This is a genomic window from Bacillus sonorensis NBRC 101234 = KCTC 13918, assembly GCF_001592005.1.
GTDB classification, from domain to species: Bacteria; Bacillota; Bacilli; order Bacillales; family Bacillaceae; genus Bacillus; species Bacillus sonorensis.
Genome location: NZ_BCVZ01000012.1, coordinates 39,585 through 57,931, shown reverse-complemented (window position 1 = coordinate 57,931; position 18,347 = coordinate 39,585). Strand labels below are relative to the sequence as shown.

Below are 18,347 nucleotides of genomic sequence, written 5' to 3'. Positions count from 1 at the left end.
CTACATCAAAAAAATATAAAAACAAAGAGAAAGCAGCCCGTTTTCGGCTGCGATGTTTCCTCTGTATTCCCCTATTATAGCATATTTATCCTGATGACACTTCAGCTATTTATAAAATGTCAGCTTCAGCTTTTGGCCCGGAGACGTCTCCTGCTTTAAAAAATCCATCGGATTTGTACTGAGAACCTGAACCACTCTTGCTTCATCCCCGTTCATTTCGACGAGGAGGGGCACGCCGTTTACGTCTATCTGCCTCAGGTTGGTCTGCTCCGCCTGGCCGGCGAAAACGATTTCCTGCGGCATCGTCGTATAAAGAATCATTGAATCATCCTTTCTTTCCCGCCGCGTTCTTGTTCGATCAATTGATTGAGCTTTTGGATGGCTTGTCCGACACCGCCCGTTTCATCGATCAATCCATACTTGACCGCATCGTTTCCGACGACATTCGTCCCGATGTCACGGGTCAGATTGCCTTTTGAAAACATGAGCTCTTTAAATTTCTCTTCTGAAATGTTGGAATGGCTGGTCACAAACTTAATGACCCTTTCCTGCATTTTATCAAGATACTCAAATGTCTGCGGCACACCGATCACCAGCCCCGTCAACCTGACCGGATGGATCGTCATCGTAGCGGTTTCGGCGATATAGCTGTGATCGCAGGAGACCGCGATCGGAACGCCGATTGAATGTCCGCCTCCAAGCACGATGGAGACGGTCGGTTTTGACAGCGATGCCAGCATCTCGGCTATCGCCAGGCCTGCCTCCACATCGCCCCCGACCGTATTCAAAATGATCAGCAGCCCTTCGATTTTAGGATTTTGTTCGATTGCGACAATCTGCGGAATCACATGCTCATATTTTGTCGTTTTGTTTTGTGGCGGGAGCTGAACATGCCCTTCAATTTGTCCGATGATGGTCAGGCAGTGGATGTTTGAATCCTGTCCCATTTGCGGAAGATTTGTTTCGCCAAGCTGCTGTATTTTATTGAGGAGGTTGTCCTTAGCGTCCTGTTTGGCCGGCTGTTCTCCTTGTCCTTCTCCGTTTTGCATCCGATTTTCGTCCATCTGGGTCACCTCTTTCTCGAGTTTCTTTTGTATTATGGACTATGGCGTTTTTTTCATTCAGTGTAAAAAGGGCGAAAAAAAACCAAGAGGCAGGCTCTTGGTTTTATACTTCCATGATGATTGGGATGATCATTGGTTTTCGTTTCGTTTTTTCGTATAAGAATTGGTTTAACGCGTCCCGCATGGTTTGCTTTAAGGCAGACCACTCGACAACGGCATTTTCTGTGCTTTCTGTGACGATATTTCTGACCAGTTCGGTCGCCTCTACGATCAGCTCTTCGGATTCCCTGACGTAAACAAAACCTCTCGTGATAATTTCGGGTCCTGATACAAGATGTTTTTTCTTTTTATCAAGGGTAATAACAACGATTAAAATTCCGTCCTGGGAAAGGAGGCGCCGATCTCTGAGCACGATGTTGCCGATGTCGCCGACACCTAGGCCGTCGATCAGAATGTTGCCCGACTGAACCTTATCGCCGATTTTGACATTTTGACCGCGGAACTCAACGACATCGCCTTTTTCAACCAGAAAGATGTCGCTTCGTTTCATTCCGATTTCTTCGGCAAGCTTTGAATGGGCTTTTTGCATTCTGAATTCGCCGTTTACAGGGATTAAATATTTCGGCTTCAGCAGATTCAGCATCAGCTTCAATTCTTCCTGGCAGCCATGCCCTGAAACGTGGACGCGTTTTTGCGCAAATACGACATGGGCGCCTGCTCTTGTCAAAAGATCAACGGCCTTTGAATATACCAATTCCTGCCCCGGTATTGGGGAGGAGGCAATCAGGACAGTGTCGCCTTCTTCAATGTCAAGCTGTTTATGCCCTTGCTTTGCAATTCTTGTCAAAGCGGCCAGGGGTTCACCATGGTTGTCTCCCGTCAAAATAGCGACTTCCCTTTTTGGATGCTTTTTGACATCCTGGACAGGGATGAACATGTCCTCATCAGCGGTCACATAGCCAAGCTTAATGGCCAGCTGAAGGATGGAAGATATATTTTTTCCTGATACGGCCAATTTCCTGCCGTTTTGGCGGGCCGCATCAATCACCTGCTGAATCCTGTTAAAGTTTGAGGCGAAAACGGCAACGATCACACGGTTTTCCGCATTGTACATCACATCGGAAATGTCGCCTCCGACGACCGCTTCTGAAGGCGTATAGCCCGGCTTTTCAGCGTTGGCGCTGTCTGAAAGCAGGCATAGAACGCCGCTGTTGCCGATTTTGGCAATTTCGCCAATATCGCTGGTCTGATTTAAAACCGGCGTTTGGTCAAATTTAAAATCGCCGGTGCACACGATTGATCCGAGGGACGTTTTAAAGCTGACCCCGACGGAATCCGGGATGCTGTGGTTTGTCTTGAAAAATGACACTTTCGTTGAATCAAATGTAATCACGGATTTGGAGTGGATTTCCCGTAAATCGGCTTTTTTATTTGAGCCGTACTGCTTCAGCGTTTCTTTTAAAAGGGCAAGTGTCAGTTTTGTTCCGTAAACAGGCACAGATAGCTTGTTCAGGCAGTAAAAAACGCCTCCGATGTTTTCTTCGTGTCCGTGTGTGAGGAAAATCGCCTTTACTCGGTCAGATCGTTCAATCAAATATGAAATGTCCGGTATGACCACATCGATCCCCAGCATTTCATTTTCTGGATGCATGAGTCCGGCATCAACCACGAATATGTCAGAGTCGATTTCAATGACATAAAGGTTTTTTCCGATCTCCCCGACGCCTCCCAAGGCGATGATTCTAATATTTTCTGTATTTTTTTTCAAATTGTAATCCTCCTAATCTAAGTACCCGTCCATCATCACTTGTCCCTATTATACCTGAATCTAATTTTAGAAAACAAGAACCATTATGTATATAAGAAACGGCCATACCCAAAAAAGGAGAATGACCGTTTTCATCCGTATATGTTTTTACAGACCGTTCATCAGGCTGCTTAAACGGAGACGCTCATCTTCATTCAGCGGAATCAAAGGGAGCCGGACAGAGCCGACGTCAAGACCTTTCAGCTGAAGAGCCGTCTTTAGAGGCGACGGGTTTGGAGCAGCGAAAAGACCCTTCATCAGCGGAAGCAGCTTCTGATGGATCAAGGCCGCCTGCTGTGTCTCCCCATTCATGTAATGTTTGATCATCTGCTGCATTTCCGGTCCGATGACATGTGATGCAACGGAGACAATCCCCCTGCCTCCCACGGATAAAACCGGAAGCGTCAGACTGTCGTCGCCTGAGTATACAGCAAAGTCTTCAGGCGTTTCAGCGATGATTTTCGTAATCGCTTCAAGATCACCGCTCGCTTCCTTGATGGCAACGATATTTGGAATTTCCGCAAGGCGGATCGCCGTTTCCGGTGCAAGCGATGCAGCCGTGCGTCCCGGCACATTATAAAGCATGACAGGCAAAGATGTTTCTTCGGCAATCGCTCTAAAGTGGCGGTACATTCCTTCCTGTGAAGGTTTATTGTAATACGGCGTCACGAGCATGACGGCGTCTGCCCCGGCTTCTTCCGCCTTTTTCGTCAGCTTGATCGATGCCTTTGTATTGTTGCTTCCCGTACCGGCGATAACAGGCACACGGCCGGCTGCTTCCTTGACGGAATATTGGATGAGCGCGATTTTTTCCTCTTCGGACAGTGTCGGCGATTCACCGGTTGTTCCTGCGACGACAAGGGAATCCGTTCCGTTTTTCAGCAAATAATCAATCAGCTTTGACAATTTTTGAAAATCGATGTTTTCATTTTTGTCAAAGGGGGTAACCATTGCGGTTGCAATATTTCCGAAATTCATTTTTTTCACCTCATCATGATTCAATCACATTTATTTTGATAGTTCAAACACTTCGTGCAGGGCATTTACGGCAGTCGCCATATTTTCTTCGTGGACGAGCACCCAAATCGTCGTATGGCTGTCAGCCGACTGCAGGATTGGAATGCCTTTTTCAGATAGAGCGGTCACGATTTTTGAGGTGACGCCGGGCACTCCCATAATACCGGCTCCTACCGCTGAAACCTTCGCGCAATTTCTCGTAACGGCAGGCTCATAGCCCAATTCTTTCAGGATGCCGAGAGCTCGGTCTGTTGTGCTTCCGGCTACCGTATAGACAATTTCACTTGGTGTAATATTGAAGAAGTCCACGCTGATGCCGGCATTCGCCATCGCTTTAAACACTTCGGTCTGCACATTATATTGCCCTTCTTTCGCCGGTACCTTAAACTGTGTCACATCTTTTACATGGGCAATGCCTGTGATCAGCCGTTCAAATACGTCGCTTCCGGCCTTTGACGTGTGATGGCTTGTCACGAGCGTCCCCTTTTCCTTTGAATATGTCGAGCGGACCCGGATCGGCACCTTCGCCTGCATCGCGATTTCCACCGCTCTCGGATGGATGACTTTTGCCCCCTGGTAAGCCAAGTTGCAAATTTCCGTGTAGGTAATCACCGGAAGCGGCTTTGCTTTTTCTACGATTCTGGGATCTGCGGTCATGACGCCTTCAACATCAGTAAATATATCAATAAAATCCGCGTCCAGCGCCGCTCCAAGCGCGGCGGCCGATGTATCGCTGCCTCCGCGACCGATCGTCGTGATGTCCCCTTTTGCAGTCGCCCCCTGAAAGCCTGCGACGACCACTGCATCATGGTCGGCCAGCATGCTGACAAGGCGCTCCGGTTTCATTTCTAGTATTCTGGCGTTTGTGTGCTGGTTATCTGTTAAAAATCCAGCCTGTGAACCTGTCAAAGCGGCGGCTTTAATTCCGTTTTCCACCAGCATGCTTGAGAACACGACGGAAGAAATCGTTTCACCGCATGAAAGCAGCAGATCCTGCTCCCGTTCTGTAATGGTGTCCTGTCCTCCGTACAGGAGATCAAGCAGTGAGTCAGTCGCATACGGATCGCCTTTCCGACCCATGGCTGATACGACAACAACCACTTTATACCCTTCATTGACCGCATCTTGAATATGCTGTAAGGCAAGCTTTCTGCCGCGGTCATCTTTAACAGACGTTCCTCCAAATTTTTGAACGATGATTTTCACTTTATTTCACTCCAAGTTTATTTCGGACGCAATAGAAGAGAGCAGGCCGGTGTGGTCCTCACTCTCTTCTCGCATCTTTCGTAAGAAATCTTAGCATATTTAAACTAAATTTAAAGCTTTTAAGCTTTCTGCGATTTGTACGGAGTTCCAAGCCGCACCCTTCAGCAGGTTATCGGAAACAATCCACAGGTGGAATCCGTTCGGACGGTCGAGATCTTTGCGCACGCGTCCGACAAACACGTCTCTTTTCCCTACTGCATCGGCAGGCATTGGATATACCTGTTCGGACGGATCGTCCTGAAGAACGACGCCCGGCGCTTCTTTTAACAGGTTTTTAATATCTTCTGCTGTTACGTCATCACGGTCAGTTTCGATGTAGACGGATTCTGAATGCCCTGTCGCAACCGGCAGTCTGACGCAAGTCGCTGATACTTGAAGTTCAGGCATGTGCATGATTTTTTTCGTTTCATTGATCATTTTCATTTCCTCAAACGTAAAGCCGTTTTCCTGAAACTTATCGATTTGAGGAATCGCGTTGAATGCGATTTGATAGTGTTTTTCATCGCTTTTTACAGGCATGATCTGAGGCTCGAACGAATCGCCTTTTAAAATGGCTTCCGTCTGGCCGTAGAGCTCTTTTATCGCTTCATTGCCGGCTCCTGATACAGCCTGATAGGTTGAGACGATGACTTTATTTAAACCGAAAGCCTTGCGGATAGGCTCAAGCGCAACGACCATTTGGATCGTTGAACAGTTCGGGTTTGCAATAATGCCGTTATGCTGATGCAAATCTTCCTCATTGACTTCAGGCACGACGAGAGGCGTGTTTTCATCCATCCGGAACGCGCTCGTATTGTCAATGACAATCGCCCCGCGTTTGACAGCCTCATGGGCCAGTGCCTGAGATACGCTTCCCCCCGCGCTGAACAACGCGATGTTTACCCCTTCGAAGCTTTCCGGAACCGCTTCTTCTACAGTATACTCTTCGCCTTTGAATGTAAGCTTCGTACCTGCTGAGCGTTTTGAGGATAATAAAGTCAGTTTATCCAGTTCAAAATTTCTGTCTTCTAGTGTTTTTAGCATTTGCTGTCCTACAGCGCCAGTCGCACCAACTACTGCTACATGTAATCCTCTTCCCAATTGTAAAACTCCTTCCACCCTATCGTTAATGACGATTGGTTGACTATGCATTTTACATTATATTTTAACATAGAAGTGAGCCTGGTGATTGATATTTTTTGTTACATCTTCATTTTCTCCAAAATTACCGATCATTGCTGATCAGAACGGGCTGAAGCTGTTTATAGGAAAGCGCTTCTTCCACTGTCGGCAGCAAAAGATCCATTTTGGCAACGAGCGAATTCGGCTTTTGATACGGATCATCCTGACCGAACGGAATAAAGAACATATTTTTCGTCGTCATCAGCCTCATCAGATTAACGCCGTTCAGACCGAGCGCATCATTCGTTGATATGCCGAGAACGACGGGACGGGAATTGCGCACCGTCGCCTTGGCCGCCATTAAAACCGGAGTATCTGTCATCGCGTTTGCGAGCTTGCTCATCGAATTGCCCGTCAGCGGCGCAATCACCATGCAGTCGAGCGGTGTTTTCGGTCCGAGGGGCTCTGCTTTCGGAATGGAGTCGATGACGTCAAAACCTGTCAGCTCTTCGATTTTCCTTACCCACTCTTTTCCTTCTCCAAAGCGTGTATCGGTCGATTTTACGGTAGAGGTAACGATCGGTCTGACCTCGGCTCCCTGATTGACGAGGTTTTCAATTTGCGGAAATACGGCATCATACGTACAATGTGAGCCCGTAAGACCAAATCCGATTCTTTTTCCCTTGATCGACATGTTGACAGCCCCTTTCAGTCGGTTGTAGATGGTGTTAAAAGCTTACACAAAACATTGGCGATGATCTGACCTGCCGTTTTAGGCGCGACTATGCCGGGCAGGCCCGGAGCAAGGAGCGCTTTTATGCCCTGTTTTTCGGCGAAGCCGAAATCTGTGCCGCCAGGGCGGGTCGCCAAATCGAGAATCAATGTTCTGGGGGTCATTCGTGAAAGGACGTTGTGGTCGAGAATGAGACTTGGAATCGTATTGATGCAAATATCGGTATCCTCAACATGTTCCCCAAGTTCATTTATGTGGAAAGGTGTGAGACCCATCTCCATGATTCTGGCAAGGTGTGCGGAGTCTCTCGCACCGACTTTGACGCGTGCGCCGAGAGCTGAAAAAGCCCGGCTGATGCTCATCCCGGTCCGCCCGAGCCCGAGAACCATGACATTTGAGCCGTGAATCGTATAATCGGTATGCTGGATGGCCATCATAATGGCCCCTTCGACAGTAGGTATGGAGTTGTAAATCGCAATATCGTCTCTTTCAAAAAGCTTGACGAGCCTGCGGCCGGCCCCCTTAGCCATTCCTTCTAAATAATCGTTAGAAATGCCTGTATAGATGGTGCATTGAGGTTTTGTTTTTTCCAAATGCTTTTGTTTTAAAACGACTTCTTCATTTGAGAATACGGTCGCAACCGCCCCTTCCGCCGATGTTCCTGATACAGGCAGAACGATGCTGTCTACCGCTCCGAAGTCGAGTTCGCTTAATTTTAGTTTTGTGGCGCCTGTAAAACCGTGGTCAAGCTGATCAAAACCGACCAAAAACACGTTTGCTTCCTGTTCTGTCAGCTTGCGGATAATTTCAAGCTGCCTCGCATCACCGCCGATGATTGCAATCGTCAATCCGGTTAACATGGCTTTAATATTCACCTTCTTTTTTGACAAGGATCTATTTCGTAAGCTAATTTCATCATATGACAAAAAGGAAATGGCGGTGAATTGAAATATTTCGCGTATCGGTGTTGGCCAAAGCATGAAAAAACCCGGCTCCATGGGCCGGGATGGGCTGTGCGGTATGTAAAAAAATACCGGCATCCGCCGGTTTAATCATCGCTATTCCCGATTTCTTCCGGAACATCGAGAATGATCATATCAGATCCAATTTTTTGAATCCGTTTCCATGGCACCCTGATGTCTTGCCCCTGTTTTCTAAGGCCGAACCATTTAACCGACGGGATGATAAGAGCGGTAATCTGTCCATCCTGTTCATTGATTTCGAGATCGGTCTGTCCCAAAACGCCAAGGCGCTCAGCCCGCTTGACATCCACGATTTCTTTTCCGGATAGTTCACTGAGCCTCATGCAAAACCCCCCTTTTGTAATGATGTATGTTTGCAAAACAAAAAACATGCCTGCCTCAAACAAGCATGTTTTTCATTACGTTATTTCGGAAGCTCACCAGTCGGACTGATCAGTGCCGTTGAATAATCATCGGTAAAAATACGTCTTGCCAGGCCGTTGACCCTGTCCAGGCTGACGGCATTCAGCTTTTCAATAATCTCATCCAGCGTTCTGTGCCTTCCAAGCAAAAGTTCATTTTTGCCGTTTCGGCTCATTTTGCTGTTTGTACTTTCGAGGCTGAGCATCAGGCTGCCTTTCATTTGCTCTTTGCTGTTTTCAAGCTCTTTCGGCGTGATGCCTTCCGTTTTCAGCACGCGGAGCGTTTCATGAATGGTATCTGACAGCAGCTGAAGCTGGCTTGCGCCTGTTCCGGCATAAATGGTCATCATTCCGCTGTCTTCATATGAACTGTGATAGCTGAATACGGAATATGCAAGTCCTTTATCTTCGCGGACATCCTGAAACAGGCGGCTGCTCATGCTTCCTCCGAGGATATTGTTGAGCACGATCAGATCGTAAATGTCGGAATGGCCGGCTTCCAGCCCGTTGAAGCCGAGGCAGAGATGAGCCTGCTCGGTTTCTTTTTTCCGCGCCATTTTTTCATGATGGAATTCCGGTTTTGACATTCCCGTTCTTTTTCCTTTTGCTTCATATGAACCGAAATGCTTTTCGGCTTCTTTAATAAAGCTTTCAGGTACATTTCCGGCAATCGAAATCACGACGCGGTCCGGTGTGTAGTATTCGTCCATATACTGACGCAAAGCATCTCCGTCAAATGTGGCAAGCGTTTCCTCCGTGCCGAGAATCGGATAGGCGAGGGAATGGCTTCCATACGATGCTTTGCTGAGAAGGTCGTGGACGATGTCGTCCGGTGTATCCTCATACATTTTAATTTCTTCATAGACGACGTTTTTTTCTTTTTTCAATTCTTCTTCTTCAAAAGATGAATGAAAGAACATGTCTGAGAGCACTTCCAATGCATAGCTCGCATGCTCATCCAGAACTTTGGCATAATAGCACGTATACTCCTTTGAGGTAAACGCGTTGACCTGTCCGCCTATTCTGTCAAATGACTCGGCGATGTCTCTGGCCGTACGCGTTTTTGTTCCTTTAAAAAACATGTGCTCCAAAAAATGCGAAATGCCGTTAATCTCCGGCGTTTCATGTCTTGATCCGGTTCCGATCCAAACTCCGATCGCTACAGACCGGACAGTGGGATTATTTTCGAGTACAATTCTTACCCCATTTTGACAAGTATACCGTTTAATCAAATCTGTTCCTCCTATTCAAAGAACGGGCCACATATCTATTTTACCACAAGCCTTTTCTCATTCAGCAGCTGTGAGACAGTTCCGATCTGATAGCCTTTTTCCTTCAGTTTTTCAATCAAAACATCAAGGCTTTTTGCGGTTGGCTCTGTCGGGTGCATCAATATCATGGCGCCGTTATGTACTTTGCTTAAAACCCGATGCTGTAAGACGGCCGGCTGCGGTTTCTGCCAATCGATCGTATCAACTGTCCACATCACCGTTCCCATTCCCATCCTGCGGGCCTGCTCCACGACTTCTTTGCGAAAGCTTCCACTCGGCGGAGCAAACCATTTCGGCTTTACGGCAAGCGTTTCTTTGATTTGCTGGTTCGTCATCCGCAGCTGTTCTGAAATGCGCTCACTCGTCAGTTTGCTCATATCGGGATGATTGTATGAATGGTTTCCGATCTCATGCCCGTCATTTAAAATAGCTTTTGCCAAATCAGGATGATTTTTCACCCACTTGCCTTCCAGAAAAAACGTGGCTTTCACATCATTCTTTTTCAGAACGGGAAGCATCTGTGTCAAATACTCATCACCCCAGGCGACATTGACGAGAAACGATACCATCGGTTTATCGGGATGCCCCCGGTAAATCGGCTCCGGCTTTAGTGATTCCAAGTGGATTTCCGGTTTGACCTGGTCATAAACGAGAAGCTTTTCATCAAATGAGCCTGACCGTTTCATATTTTGGTATGATTTTTCAATATTGACCTTCAAGCCGTTATACCCGGGCATTGCTTTCCAAATCTTATCGATTTTTGCGTTTTGCGCTTTCACTTCATATTGAGACGCTTTTTGAAGCAGCTGCTGGTAAAGGTCGTTTTTTTGAGCGGCAACTGTGACCGCGTCTTTATTCATCGCATCTATGTAATTTGGCGGGTGCGGGTCGTTCATGACCTGATATGATACAAACAATAAAAAGAAAAAGACGGCAAACGAAACGATTTTTCTTTTCAATTGGATTTCCTCCCTTCCCCACAAATTATGTAGGAAAAGGACAAGATAGAACTTGACTCCCGTCTGCAGCAATTCCGCTTAAAACAAAGAAGCCGGGTCCCCCAGGCTTCCTTTCACTTCTTTTTAAGCTTGACAGAAGCAAGATAAACAGCGAATTAGGACTTCTGCTCTTCTTTTTCCTTCTGTTCGCGCAGTACCGCTTTTCTTGATAAGTTGACCCGTCCCTGCTTATCGATTTCCGTTACTTTGACAAGCAGCTCGTCGCCTATTTTCACAACATCTTCAACCTTGCCGACACGCTCAAGCGCAAGCTCTGAAATATGAACCAAGCCGTCTTTTCCGCTGAACAGCTCCACGAACGCGCCGAATTTTTCAATCCGTTTGACTTTACCTAAGTAAAGCTGTCCGACTTCAACTTCTCTGACAAGGTCTTCAATAATTTTCTTCGCTTTTTGGTTCATGCTTTCATCCGTTGAAGAAATAAAGATCGTGCCATCTTGTTCAATATCGATTTTAACGCCTGTGTCTTCAATGATTTTATTGATTTGTTTGCCGCTCGGTCCGATGACATCGCGGATTTTATCCGGGTTAATCGTCATCGTCAAGATTTTCGGAGCATATGGAGACAGCTCTTTTCTTGATTCTGCCAAAGTGCTCAGCATGCTTTTCAGAATTTCCATTCTGCCTTTTTGCGCCTGCTGAAGCGCCTCATCCAAAATTTCTCTTGATAAACCGGATATTTTAATATCCATTTGCAGAGCGGTTACGCCTTTAGCCGTTCCCGCCACTTTAAAGTCCATGTCACCGAGGGCATCTTCCATCCCTTGAATGTCTGTCAGGACCGTATAGTTGTCACCCGATTTGACAAGCCCCATCGCGATTCCGGCAACCGGCGCTTTGATCGGCACCCCGGCGTCCATCATCGCAAGCGTGCTTGCGCAAATGCTGGCCTGGGAAGTCGAACCGTTTGATTCGAGCACCTCTGATACAAGCCGAATCGTGTACGGGAAGTCTTTTTCAGACGGAATGACCGGTTCAAGCGCACGTTCGCCCAGCGCCCCGTGCCCGATTTCGCGGCGTCCAGGTCCGCGCATCGGCCCGGTTTCCCCGACGCTGAATTGCGGGAAGTTATAGTGGTGCATAAAGCGTTTTGATTCTTCAACACCGAGGCCGTCAAGGATTTGAACGTCTCCAAGCGCACCAAGTGTACAGATGCTGAGCGCCTGTGTCTGTCCGCGTGTGAACAGTCCGGAACCGTGTGTTCTCGGGAGCAGTCCGACTTCGGAAGAAAGCGGGCGGATTTCATCGACGCCCCGGCCGTCTGGACGCACCTTTTCTTCCGTGATCAGGCGGCGCACTTCGTTTTTCACAAGCTGTGACAAAATGTCTTTGACCTGTTTCAGTGTTTCTTCATCATGCTCTTCTTCTTCAAATTTTGCTAAAACTTCATTTTTCACTTCGTTGATCGCGTCTTCGCGCGCATGTTTTTCATGAACCTGGATGGCTTTTAACAAGCCGCTTTCCGCCATGCCTCTAACTTTTTCTTTCAGATCGGCATCGATCTCATAAAGGGTGACTTCTGATTTTTCTTTTCCGACAACCGCGACAATTTCTTCCTGGAATGCGATCAAACGCTTGATTTCTTCATGACCGAACATGATCGCTTCAAGCATAGTCTCTTCCGGCACTTCGTCTGCTCCCGCTTCCACCATGTTGATCGCGTCCTTCGTTCCGGCCACGACTAAATGGATATCGCTTTTCTCAAGCTGCTCAAGCGTCGGATTGATGATAAATTCGTTGTCAACCCGGCCCACAGTAACACCGGCGATCGGTCCTTCAAACGGAATGTCCGAAACGGAAAGCGCAAGGGATGAACCAAACATGGCCGCCATTTCTGACGAACAGTCCTGATCAACGCTCATCACGATGCTGACGACTTGGACTTCATTGCGGAAGCCGTCGGCGAACAGCGGACGGATCGGCCGGTCGATTAAACGGCTGGCAAGGATTGCTTTTTCGCTCGGTCTGCCCTCTCTTTTAATAAAACCGCCCGGAATTTTCCCGACAGCGTAAAGCCTTTCTTCATAGTTCACGGTTAAAGGGAAGAAATCTACGGTTTTAGGCTCCTTCGAAGCCGTGGCTGTGCTGAGCACCGCAGTATCTCCATAACGGATCATGACAGCTCCGTTTGCTTGTTTTGCAAGCTGGCCGGTTTCGACCGTTAATTTTCGGCCGGCCCAATCTATGGAAAAGACGTGTTTCTCTTGTCCCATTCTTATATGAACTCCTCTCTTCGGATAGTTTTTAGGTTACTCCTATTATGAACGAAATGAATTAAACATATCAATGGCAAAGTGCTATGTAGAGATTCAATAAGTTAATTAAGATCATTTATATGAACAACGTGTTTTGGAGTTGACGGATATTCGTTTTAATACGATAAAAAAGCGGGAATCCTCCCGCTTTTTACGATTATCGACGTAATCCTAGCTTGTTGATCAACTCACGGTAACGAGTTACGTCTTTGTTACGAAGATACGTAAGAAGATTACGACGTTTACCTACCATTTTAAGAAGACCGCGACGTGAGTGATGGTCTTTCTTATGAACGCGCAAATGCTCGTTCAGATTGTTGATTTGATCAGTTAGGATAGCGATCTGAACTTCCGGTGATCCCGTGTCAGATTCGTGGGTTTTGAACTCATTGATGAGCTGGTTTTTGCGCTCTTGAGTGATTGCCATCCTGTTTCACCTCCAAATGTTATTAGCCCCGGTTACCTAGCAAACGCCGGTGAATCGATTTGCCAAGTGATCGGTTTTAAAGCTACAGACAATATGATACTAGAAATACGGGCCTGATGCAACCATTTTTTATCAACTTTGCCGGACCGGCTGCTTCCACCATCATTGTTGACGGTTATTTGCATATTTTATACATATTAAATTTCGGTCAGCTTTCCTTCTTTAAAATAACGGGTCGCTTCTTCCTTGTCTTTCGTGATTTGTGCCACCAGCTCGCCTACGCTGCCGAATTTTTTCTCGCTTCTCAGCCGCTTATACCATTCGATTTTGATATCGCTCCCGTATATCTCCCGGTTAAAATCAAATAAGTTCACTTCAATTGAAGGCTGGCCAGGGCGCTTTTCGTAAAACGTCGGCTTGTACCCGACATTGCAGACTCCGTTGAATGACGCCCCGTCTATTTCCGCTTTGACGGCATATACACCTGTAGGCGGCACGATGTACGTGTCGGAAAGTCCGATATTGGCAGTCGGAAACCCGATCGTGCGGCCCCTTTTATCACCGTGGATCACAATACCCTTCACATAGTACGGCCTCCCGAGCAGTTCGGCTGCATATTCGACGTCTCCTGCCCCGATCACACTACGGATCCGGGTTGAGCTCACCTTTTGGTCCTGGTTGGAATATTTGGCGACGGCTGTGCTCTTTACCCGGCCTTTGGCATACTCATGGAAGTTCTCCATCGTGCCTTTGCCAAATTTCCCGAAGGTGAAATCAAAGCCGGCCACAACGTGGCATACATTGAATCCAATGATATATTGTTCGATAAAGGTCTCAGGCGAAAGGGAAGCAAATTCGGGACTGAATTCCACAATGTATAAAAAATCGGCGCCCAACCCTTCAATGATCTTTATTTTTTCGCGTAATGGCGTAATTAAATCTTTAGGCTCGCAGCCTTTTTTCAACACGGCTGAAGGGTGGGGATGAAACGTCATCACAGATGTTTTGACCCCTTCTCTGTCCGCGGTGTTTTTGGCCGCAAGAATCACTTGCTGATGCCCCAGGTGAACACCGTCAAAATAACCCAATGCCATAACTGATGTTGGAAAGTCCTCACGCTTCAATTCGTGTGGATGAGAAATATGTATCGTCTTCAAGAACGGTCACCTTTTCTTATTGTTCGCTTTTTTGCACGAGTACTTTTGCCGGTTTTAACAATCCGGGCTTTGTCGGATGCGGAAAATAGACGGCTAGACACCGGCCATCTTCTGTAAAAACCGCCAGGCGGTCTTCGCTTGTCAGATGCGATAAGCTGCCTGGTGTTTCAAGCACTGCGCCATTTTCCACTTTCTTAGCTAATGTATCACTAATTATCCATTTCGGCAAATGATCAAGCGCACGTTCGATCGGGACGAGCTGTTCAGACAATGTACCGCTTGCAACATGGTCCTCTATATGTGTGAAAGTCAGGCATTCATCAAGCGAAAAATGGCCTGAAGCCGTTCTGATCAAATGGGACATATGGGCCGGGTAGCCGAGCTTTTCGCCGATCGTTACCGCTAAAGTTCTGACATAAGTGCCTTTTGAACATGTCACGGTAAACCTGAACCGGGCCGTACCCTCTTCACGGCTGATTCCGGTGGTCAGTTCGATGTGATGAATGGTGATGGACCGCTTCGGCCTCTCGACTTCGATTCCCGCCCTCGCGTATTCATACAGTTTTTTGCCGCCCACTTTGACCGCTGAATACATTGGCGGAACTTGTTCGATTGTCCCTTCAAGACTTTTGAGGACGCTCCTCACGGTTTGTTCATCAGGCGGATTGCTGACTGCCTTTGTTTCCGTTATTTCTCCCGTCTGATCCTCTGTCTCCGTTGAAAATCCGAGTGTGACCTCGGCGTCATATGTTTTTGATTTTTCAGTCAAGTATTCAACAATTTTGGTCGCCCTGCCGATACAGATTGGGAGAACGCCTGACACTTCGGGATCGAGCGTCCCTGTATGGCCGACTTTTTTTGTTTTTAACAGTTTGCGGATCTTCATCACGCAGTCATGGGAGGTCATCCCGGCCGGTTTATGTAAAAGCAGGACTCCGTTATACATGCACGTTTTCGCCCCTTTCTTCTATCAGCTAAAAAGGACAGGCAGTTGCCCGCCTATCCTGGATTAGCTTTTTATTCTTCTTTGTTTGAATTCAGCTCGTGAATCAAGGTCTCGATACGGTTTCCATAATCGATGGATTCATCGAATTCAAACTGGATTTCAGGTGTTTTGCGAAGCCTGATCCGGTTCCCCAGTTCAGACCGGATAAAGCCCTTCGCCTTCGCCAGGCCTTTCAGTGTCTCTTCCCTTTTCTTTTCATCGCCAAGAACGGAAATATACACTTTGGCAATTTGCAGATCACCTGAAACACTGACATCTGTTACTGTTAAAAACCCGATTCTCGGGTCTTTCAGCTTTCTTCCGATAATGTCGCCAAGTTCCTTTTTCATCTGTTCACCCACACGGGTGGCTCTCATACTCATGACCATATCACCTCTACGTTAAAACCACTCTGTTCTCGTGATCGTCCGTTCAATTTCCGGAAAAGAGTCGATAAAGGCGAGAACCCGCTGCAGCTCTTTTTCCGTTTGAACCCGGGAAGAAGAAACGGCGGCGATTCCAAAGCTTGTGCGCTGCCAAGTATCCTGGTAGTCGATTTCCGATATAGACACATTAAACCTGCCGCGGATTCTTGTCATCACCCGCTTCAGCACCGCCCGTTTTTCCTTGAGTGATGATGCATCATAAATGATGCACTCACATTCAACAAAACCGATCACTTTCTTTCAATTTCTTGCATGACATACGCTTCGATCATATCGCCTTCGCGGATGTCATTGTATTTCTTAATGGTGATACCACATTCATAGCCTTGTGAAACTTCTTTCACATCATCTTTAAAGCGTTTGAGAACATCCACTTCGCCTTCAAAAATGACGACACCGTCGCGGATTAAGCGGATTCCGCTGTCACGAGTAATGGTTCCTTCCGTCACATACCCTCCGGCAATCGTACCGATTTTGGAGACTTTGAATGTTTGGCGGACTTCAACCATACCAATGACTTTTTCTTCATATTCCGGATCAAGCATACCTTTCATCGCGGCTTCAATTTCGTCGATGACTTTGTAGATGATGCGGTGAAGGCGGATATCCACGTTTTCGGCTTCGGCGGTACTTTTAGCATTTCCGTCAGGCCGTACATTAAACCCGATGACAATCGCGTTTGATGCAGAAGCCAAGATGATATCGGATTCTGTAATCGCGCCGACTCCCGTATGAATGATTTTCACCCTGACGCCTTCAACTTCGATTTTTTGCAGGGCAGCCGCCAACGCCTCAACAGAGCCTTGCACATCGGCTTTGACGACGAGATTAATTTCTTTGACATCGCCTTGTTTGATCTGTTCAAATAAGTCGTCAAGACTGAGCTTCGCTTTATCGCTGCGCTGTTCTTCAAGCTGTTTTGTAGCGCGTGCTTCACCGACTGAACGGGCCGTTTTTTCGTCTTTGAACACAAGGAACTGATCCCCGGCGTTCGGCACTTCGTTTAGACCTGTAATCTCTACAGGAGTCGACGGTCCGGCCGATTTCACGCGTCTGCCGACATCATTGACCATCGCACGGACGCGGCCGAACGTGTTTCCTACAACAATCGGATCTCCGACATTGAGGGTTCCGTTTTGCACAAGCAATGTAGCAACAGATCCTTTTCCTTTATCAAGCTCGGCTTCGATGACCGTTCCTTTCGCCCTGCGGTTTGGATTCGCTTTAAGCTCCTCTACTTCGCTGACAAGCAGAATCATTTCAATCAGTTCATCGATTCCTTCGCCTGTAAGGGCGGAAAGAGGTACGAAAATCGTTTCGCCGCCCCATGCTTCCGGAACAAGGCCGTGTTCAGTCAGTTCTTGCATGACCCGGTCAGGGTTTGCCGTCGGCTTATCGATTTTATTAACAGCGACGATAATCGGCACTTCTGCGGCTTTTGCGTGGTTGATCGCTTCAACTGTCTGAGGCATCACGCCGTCATCAGCAGCGACAACGAGAATCGTAATATCCGTGACTTCCGCTCCGCGGGCGCGCATTGTCGTAAATGCGGCGTGTCCAGGCGTATCAAGGAACGTGATCTTTTTGCCGTTTTCTTCAATTTGATAAGCGCCGATATGCTGTGTAATGCCTCCTGCTTCCCCTTCCACAACCTTCGTTTTGCGGATGCTGTCAAGAAGCGTTGTTTTTCCGTGGTCGACGTGGCCCATGATCGTCACGACAGGAGGGCGGATTTCAAGAGCTTCTTCCTGATCCGGCTCTTCATACTTTTCAAACTCGGTTTCTTCATGGACGATCACTTCTTCGACTTCTACGCCGTATTCCGATGCGATCAGTTCAACCGTGTCTTTGTCAAGATCCTGGTTGATCGTCGCCATGATTCCGAGCAGCATCAATTTTTTAATGATTTCTGACGGTTCCTTGCCAAGCTCTTCCGCAAGTGCGCCGACCGTCATGGAATTCGTAAATTCAATTTTTTCAGGCAGTTCTTTTTTCGGTTTGGACTGCTTCTCCTGTGGAGCTTGATGATGTTTATTGCGTTTATTTTTTTTGTTGTTGTTGTTTTTCTTCTTGTTTTTGTTGTTAAATTGAGTATTTTGCACGTTATTCTTCTTTCCGTCTCGATTTTTGTTTGGTTTAGTTCCGGCATGCTGTTTTGCGGCTTCTTGCTGAGGTTTCTGGCCGCTTGAATCGGCGTTTTTTCTGGTTTCGGCCTGCTTGTTTGCGGCAGGCTGCCCGCCTTTTTTGAATTTTTTATCAAGCTGTTTGATTGCATTTTCTTCAATCATCGCCATATGGTTATTGACTTCAATATTCATATCTTTCAATGACGCTATGACATCCTTACTTGAAACATTTATGGCTTTTGCATATTCATAAACTCTCATTTTAGCCATTCGTTCACCCCCAAAAAAA

At 47.2% G+C, this 18,347-nt stretch carries 18 protein-coding genes; all 18 read right to left on the bottom strand.

Annotated elements, in window-relative coordinates:
- Positions 1–105 precede the first annotated feature (105 nt).
- On the bottom strand, positions 106–321 hold the full coding sequence (locus tag BTR1S_RS13970; protein WP_006638111.1) for a YlzJ-like family protein: 216 nt from the start codon (positions 319–321) through the stop codon (positions 106–108).
- Positions 318–1,064: a ClpP family protease gene (locus BTR1S_RS13965; protein ID WP_006638112.1), complete on the bottom strand. Its 747-nt coding sequence runs from the start codon at positions 1,062–1,064 to the stop codon at positions 318–320. Before BTR1S_RS13965 ends, BTR1S_RS13970 begins: the two co-directional genes overlap by 4 nt.
- A gap of 103 nt (positions 1,065–1,167) precedes the next feature.
- A complete protein-coding gene (gene rnjB, locus BTR1S_RS13960) occupies positions 1,168–2,832 on the bottom strand; it encodes a ribonuclease J2 (RefSeq protein ID WP_006638113.1) in 1,665 nt (554 codons plus the stop codon).
- 147 nt (positions 2,833–2,979) lie between these two features.
- On the bottom strand, positions 2,980–3,849 hold the full coding sequence (gene dapA / locus BTR1S_RS13955; protein ID WP_006638114.1) for a 4-hydroxy-tetrahydrodipicolinate synthase: 870 nt from the start codon (positions 3,847–3,849) through the stop codon (positions 2,980–2,982).
- Between the two features lie 30 nt (positions 3,850–3,879).
- Positions 3,880–5,094 carry an aspartate kinase gene (dapG, locus tag BTR1S_RS13950; protein ID WP_029419112.1) on the bottom strand — a complete coding sequence of 405 codons (1,215 nt, stop codon included), beginning with the start codon at positions 5,092–5,094 and terminating at the stop codon, positions 3,880–3,882.
- A 99-nt stretch (positions 5,095–5,193) separates the two neighbouring features.
- Entirely contained in the window at positions 5,194–6,234 is a 1,041-nt protein-coding gene (gene asd, locus BTR1S_RS13945; protein ID WP_006638116.1) for an aspartate-semialdehyde dehydrogenase, read from the bottom strand.
- Between the two features lie 124 nt (positions 6,235–6,358).
- Positions 6,359–6,949 carry a dipicolinate synthase subunit B gene (gene dpaB / locus BTR1S_RS13940; protein ID WP_006638117.1) on the bottom strand — a complete coding sequence of 197 codons (591 nt, stop codon included), beginning with the start codon at positions 6,947–6,949 and terminating at the stop codon, positions 6,359–6,361.
- A gap of 14 nt (positions 6,950–6,963) precedes the next feature.
- Positions 6,964–7,848 (bottom strand): dipicolinic acid synthetase subunit A, encoded by an 885-nt coding sequence (gene dpaA / locus BTR1S_RS13935; protein ID WP_029419111.1) that lies wholly within the window; start codon positions 7,846–7,848, stop codon positions 6,964–6,966.
- 188 nt (positions 7,849–8,036) lie between these two features.
- Positions 8,037–8,294 carry a YlmC/YmxH family sporulation protein gene (locus BTR1S_RS13930; protein WP_006638119.1) on the bottom strand — a complete coding sequence of 86 codons (258 nt, stop codon included), beginning with the start codon at positions 8,292–8,294 and terminating at the stop codon, positions 8,037–8,039.
- An 80-nt stretch (positions 8,295–8,374) separates the two neighbouring features.
- Positions 8,375–9,604, bottom strand: coding sequence for a M16 family metallopeptidase (locus BTR1S_RS13925; RefSeq protein WP_006638120.1), 1,230 nt, complete (start codon positions 9,602–9,604; stop codon positions 8,375–8,377).
- Positions 9,605–9,639: 35 nt separating this feature from the next.
- On the bottom strand, positions 9,640–10,602 hold the full coding sequence (locus tag BTR1S_RS13920; RefSeq protein WP_029419110.1) for a polysaccharide deacetylase family protein: 963 nt from the start codon (positions 10,600–10,602) through the stop codon (positions 9,640–9,642).
- Positions 10,603–10,757: 155 nt separating this feature from the next.
- The gene (gene pnp, locus BTR1S_RS13915; RefSeq protein WP_006638122.1) at positions 10,758–12,875 is read right to left on the bottom strand and encodes a polyribonucleotide nucleotidyltransferase; all 2,118 of its coding nucleotides are present in this window, start codon (positions 12,873–12,875) and stop codon (positions 10,758–10,760) included.
- 199 nt (positions 12,876–13,074) lie between these two features.
- Positions 13,075–13,344, bottom strand: a complete 270-nt coding sequence (gene rpsO, locus BTR1S_RS13910; RefSeq protein WP_006638123.1) for a 30S ribosomal protein S15 — start codon at positions 13,342–13,344, stop codon at positions 13,075–13,077.
- Between the two features lie 197 nt (positions 13,345–13,541).
- Positions 13,542–14,501 carry a bifunctional riboflavin kinase/FAD synthetase gene (gene ribF, locus BTR1S_RS13905; protein ID WP_029419109.1) on the bottom strand — a complete coding sequence of 320 codons (960 nt, stop codon included), beginning with the start codon at positions 14,499–14,501 and terminating at the stop codon, positions 13,542–13,544.
- Between the two features lie 16 nt (positions 14,502–14,517).
- Positions 14,518–15,447, bottom strand: coding sequence for a tRNA pseudouridine(55) synthase TruB (truB, locus tag BTR1S_RS13900; RefSeq protein ID WP_029419108.1), 930 nt, complete (start codon positions 15,445–15,447; stop codon positions 14,518–14,520).
- Between the two features lie 71 nt (positions 15,448–15,518).
- Positions 15,519–15,869 (bottom strand): 30S ribosome-binding factor RbfA, encoded by a 351-nt coding sequence (rbfA, locus tag BTR1S_RS13895; protein WP_006638126.1) that lies wholly within the window; start codon positions 15,867–15,869, stop codon positions 15,519–15,521.
- Positions 15,870–15,887: 18 nt separating this feature from the next.
- Entirely contained in the window at positions 15,888–16,166 is a 279-nt protein-coding gene (locus BTR1S_RS13890) for a DUF503 domain-containing protein (protein WP_006638127.1), read from the bottom strand.
- On the bottom strand, positions 16,163–18,328 hold the full coding sequence (gene infB, locus BTR1S_RS13885; protein WP_006638128.1) for a translation initiation factor IF-2: 2,166 nt from the start codon (positions 18,326–18,328) through the stop codon (positions 16,163–16,165). The genes BTR1S_RS13890 and infB overlap by 4 nt, the downstream gene beginning before the upstream one ends.
- Positions 18,329–18,347: the final 19 nt, after the last annotated feature.

What these genes read in the sequence shown, in the direction of transcription:
- BTR1S_RS13970 (WP_006638111.1), bottom strand. Translation starts at nt 321, where the DNA reads ATGATTCTTTATACGACGATGCCGCAGGAAATCGTTTTCGCCGGCCAG.
- BTR1S_RS13965 (WP_006638112.1), bottom strand. Translation starts at nt 1,064, where the DNA reads ATGGACGAAAATCGGATGCAAAACGGAGAAGGACAAGGAGAACAGCCG.
- dapA (WP_006638114.1), bottom strand. Translation starts at nt 3,849, where the DNA reads ATGAATTTCGGAAATATTGCAACCGCAATGGTTACCCCCTTTGACAAA.
- dpaB (WP_006638117.1), bottom strand. Translation starts at nt 6,949, where the DNA reads ATGTCGATCAAGGGAAAAAGAATCGGATTTGGTCTTACGGGCTCACAT.
- dpaA (WP_029419111.1), bottom strand. Translation starts at nt 7,848, where the DNA reads ATGTTAACCGGATTGACGATTGCAATCATCGGCGGTGATGCGAGGCAG.
- BTR1S_RS13930 (WP_006638119.1), bottom strand. Translation starts at nt 8,294, where the DNA reads ATGAGGCTCAGTGAACTATCCGGAAAAGAAATCGTGGATGTCAAGCGG.
- pnp (WP_006638122.1), bottom strand. Translation starts at nt 12,875, where the DNA reads ATGGGACAAGAGAAACACGTCTTTTCCATAGATTGGGCCGGCCGAAAA.
- rpsO (WP_006638123.1), bottom strand. Translation starts at nt 13,344, where the DNA reads ATGGCAATCACTCAAGAGCGCAAAAACCAGCTCATCAATGAGTTCAAA.
- truB (WP_029419108.1), bottom strand. Translation starts at nt 15,447, where the DNA reads ATGTATAACGGAGTCCTGCTTTTACATAAACCGGCCGGGATGACCTCC.
- rbfA (WP_006638126.1), bottom strand. Translation starts at nt 15,869, where the DNA reads ATGAGTATGAGAGCCACCCGTGTGGGTGAACAGATGAAAAAGGAACTT.
- infB (WP_006638128.1), bottom strand. Translation starts at nt 18,328, where the DNA reads ATGGCTAAAATGAGAGTTTATGAATATGCAAAAGCCATAAATGTTTCA.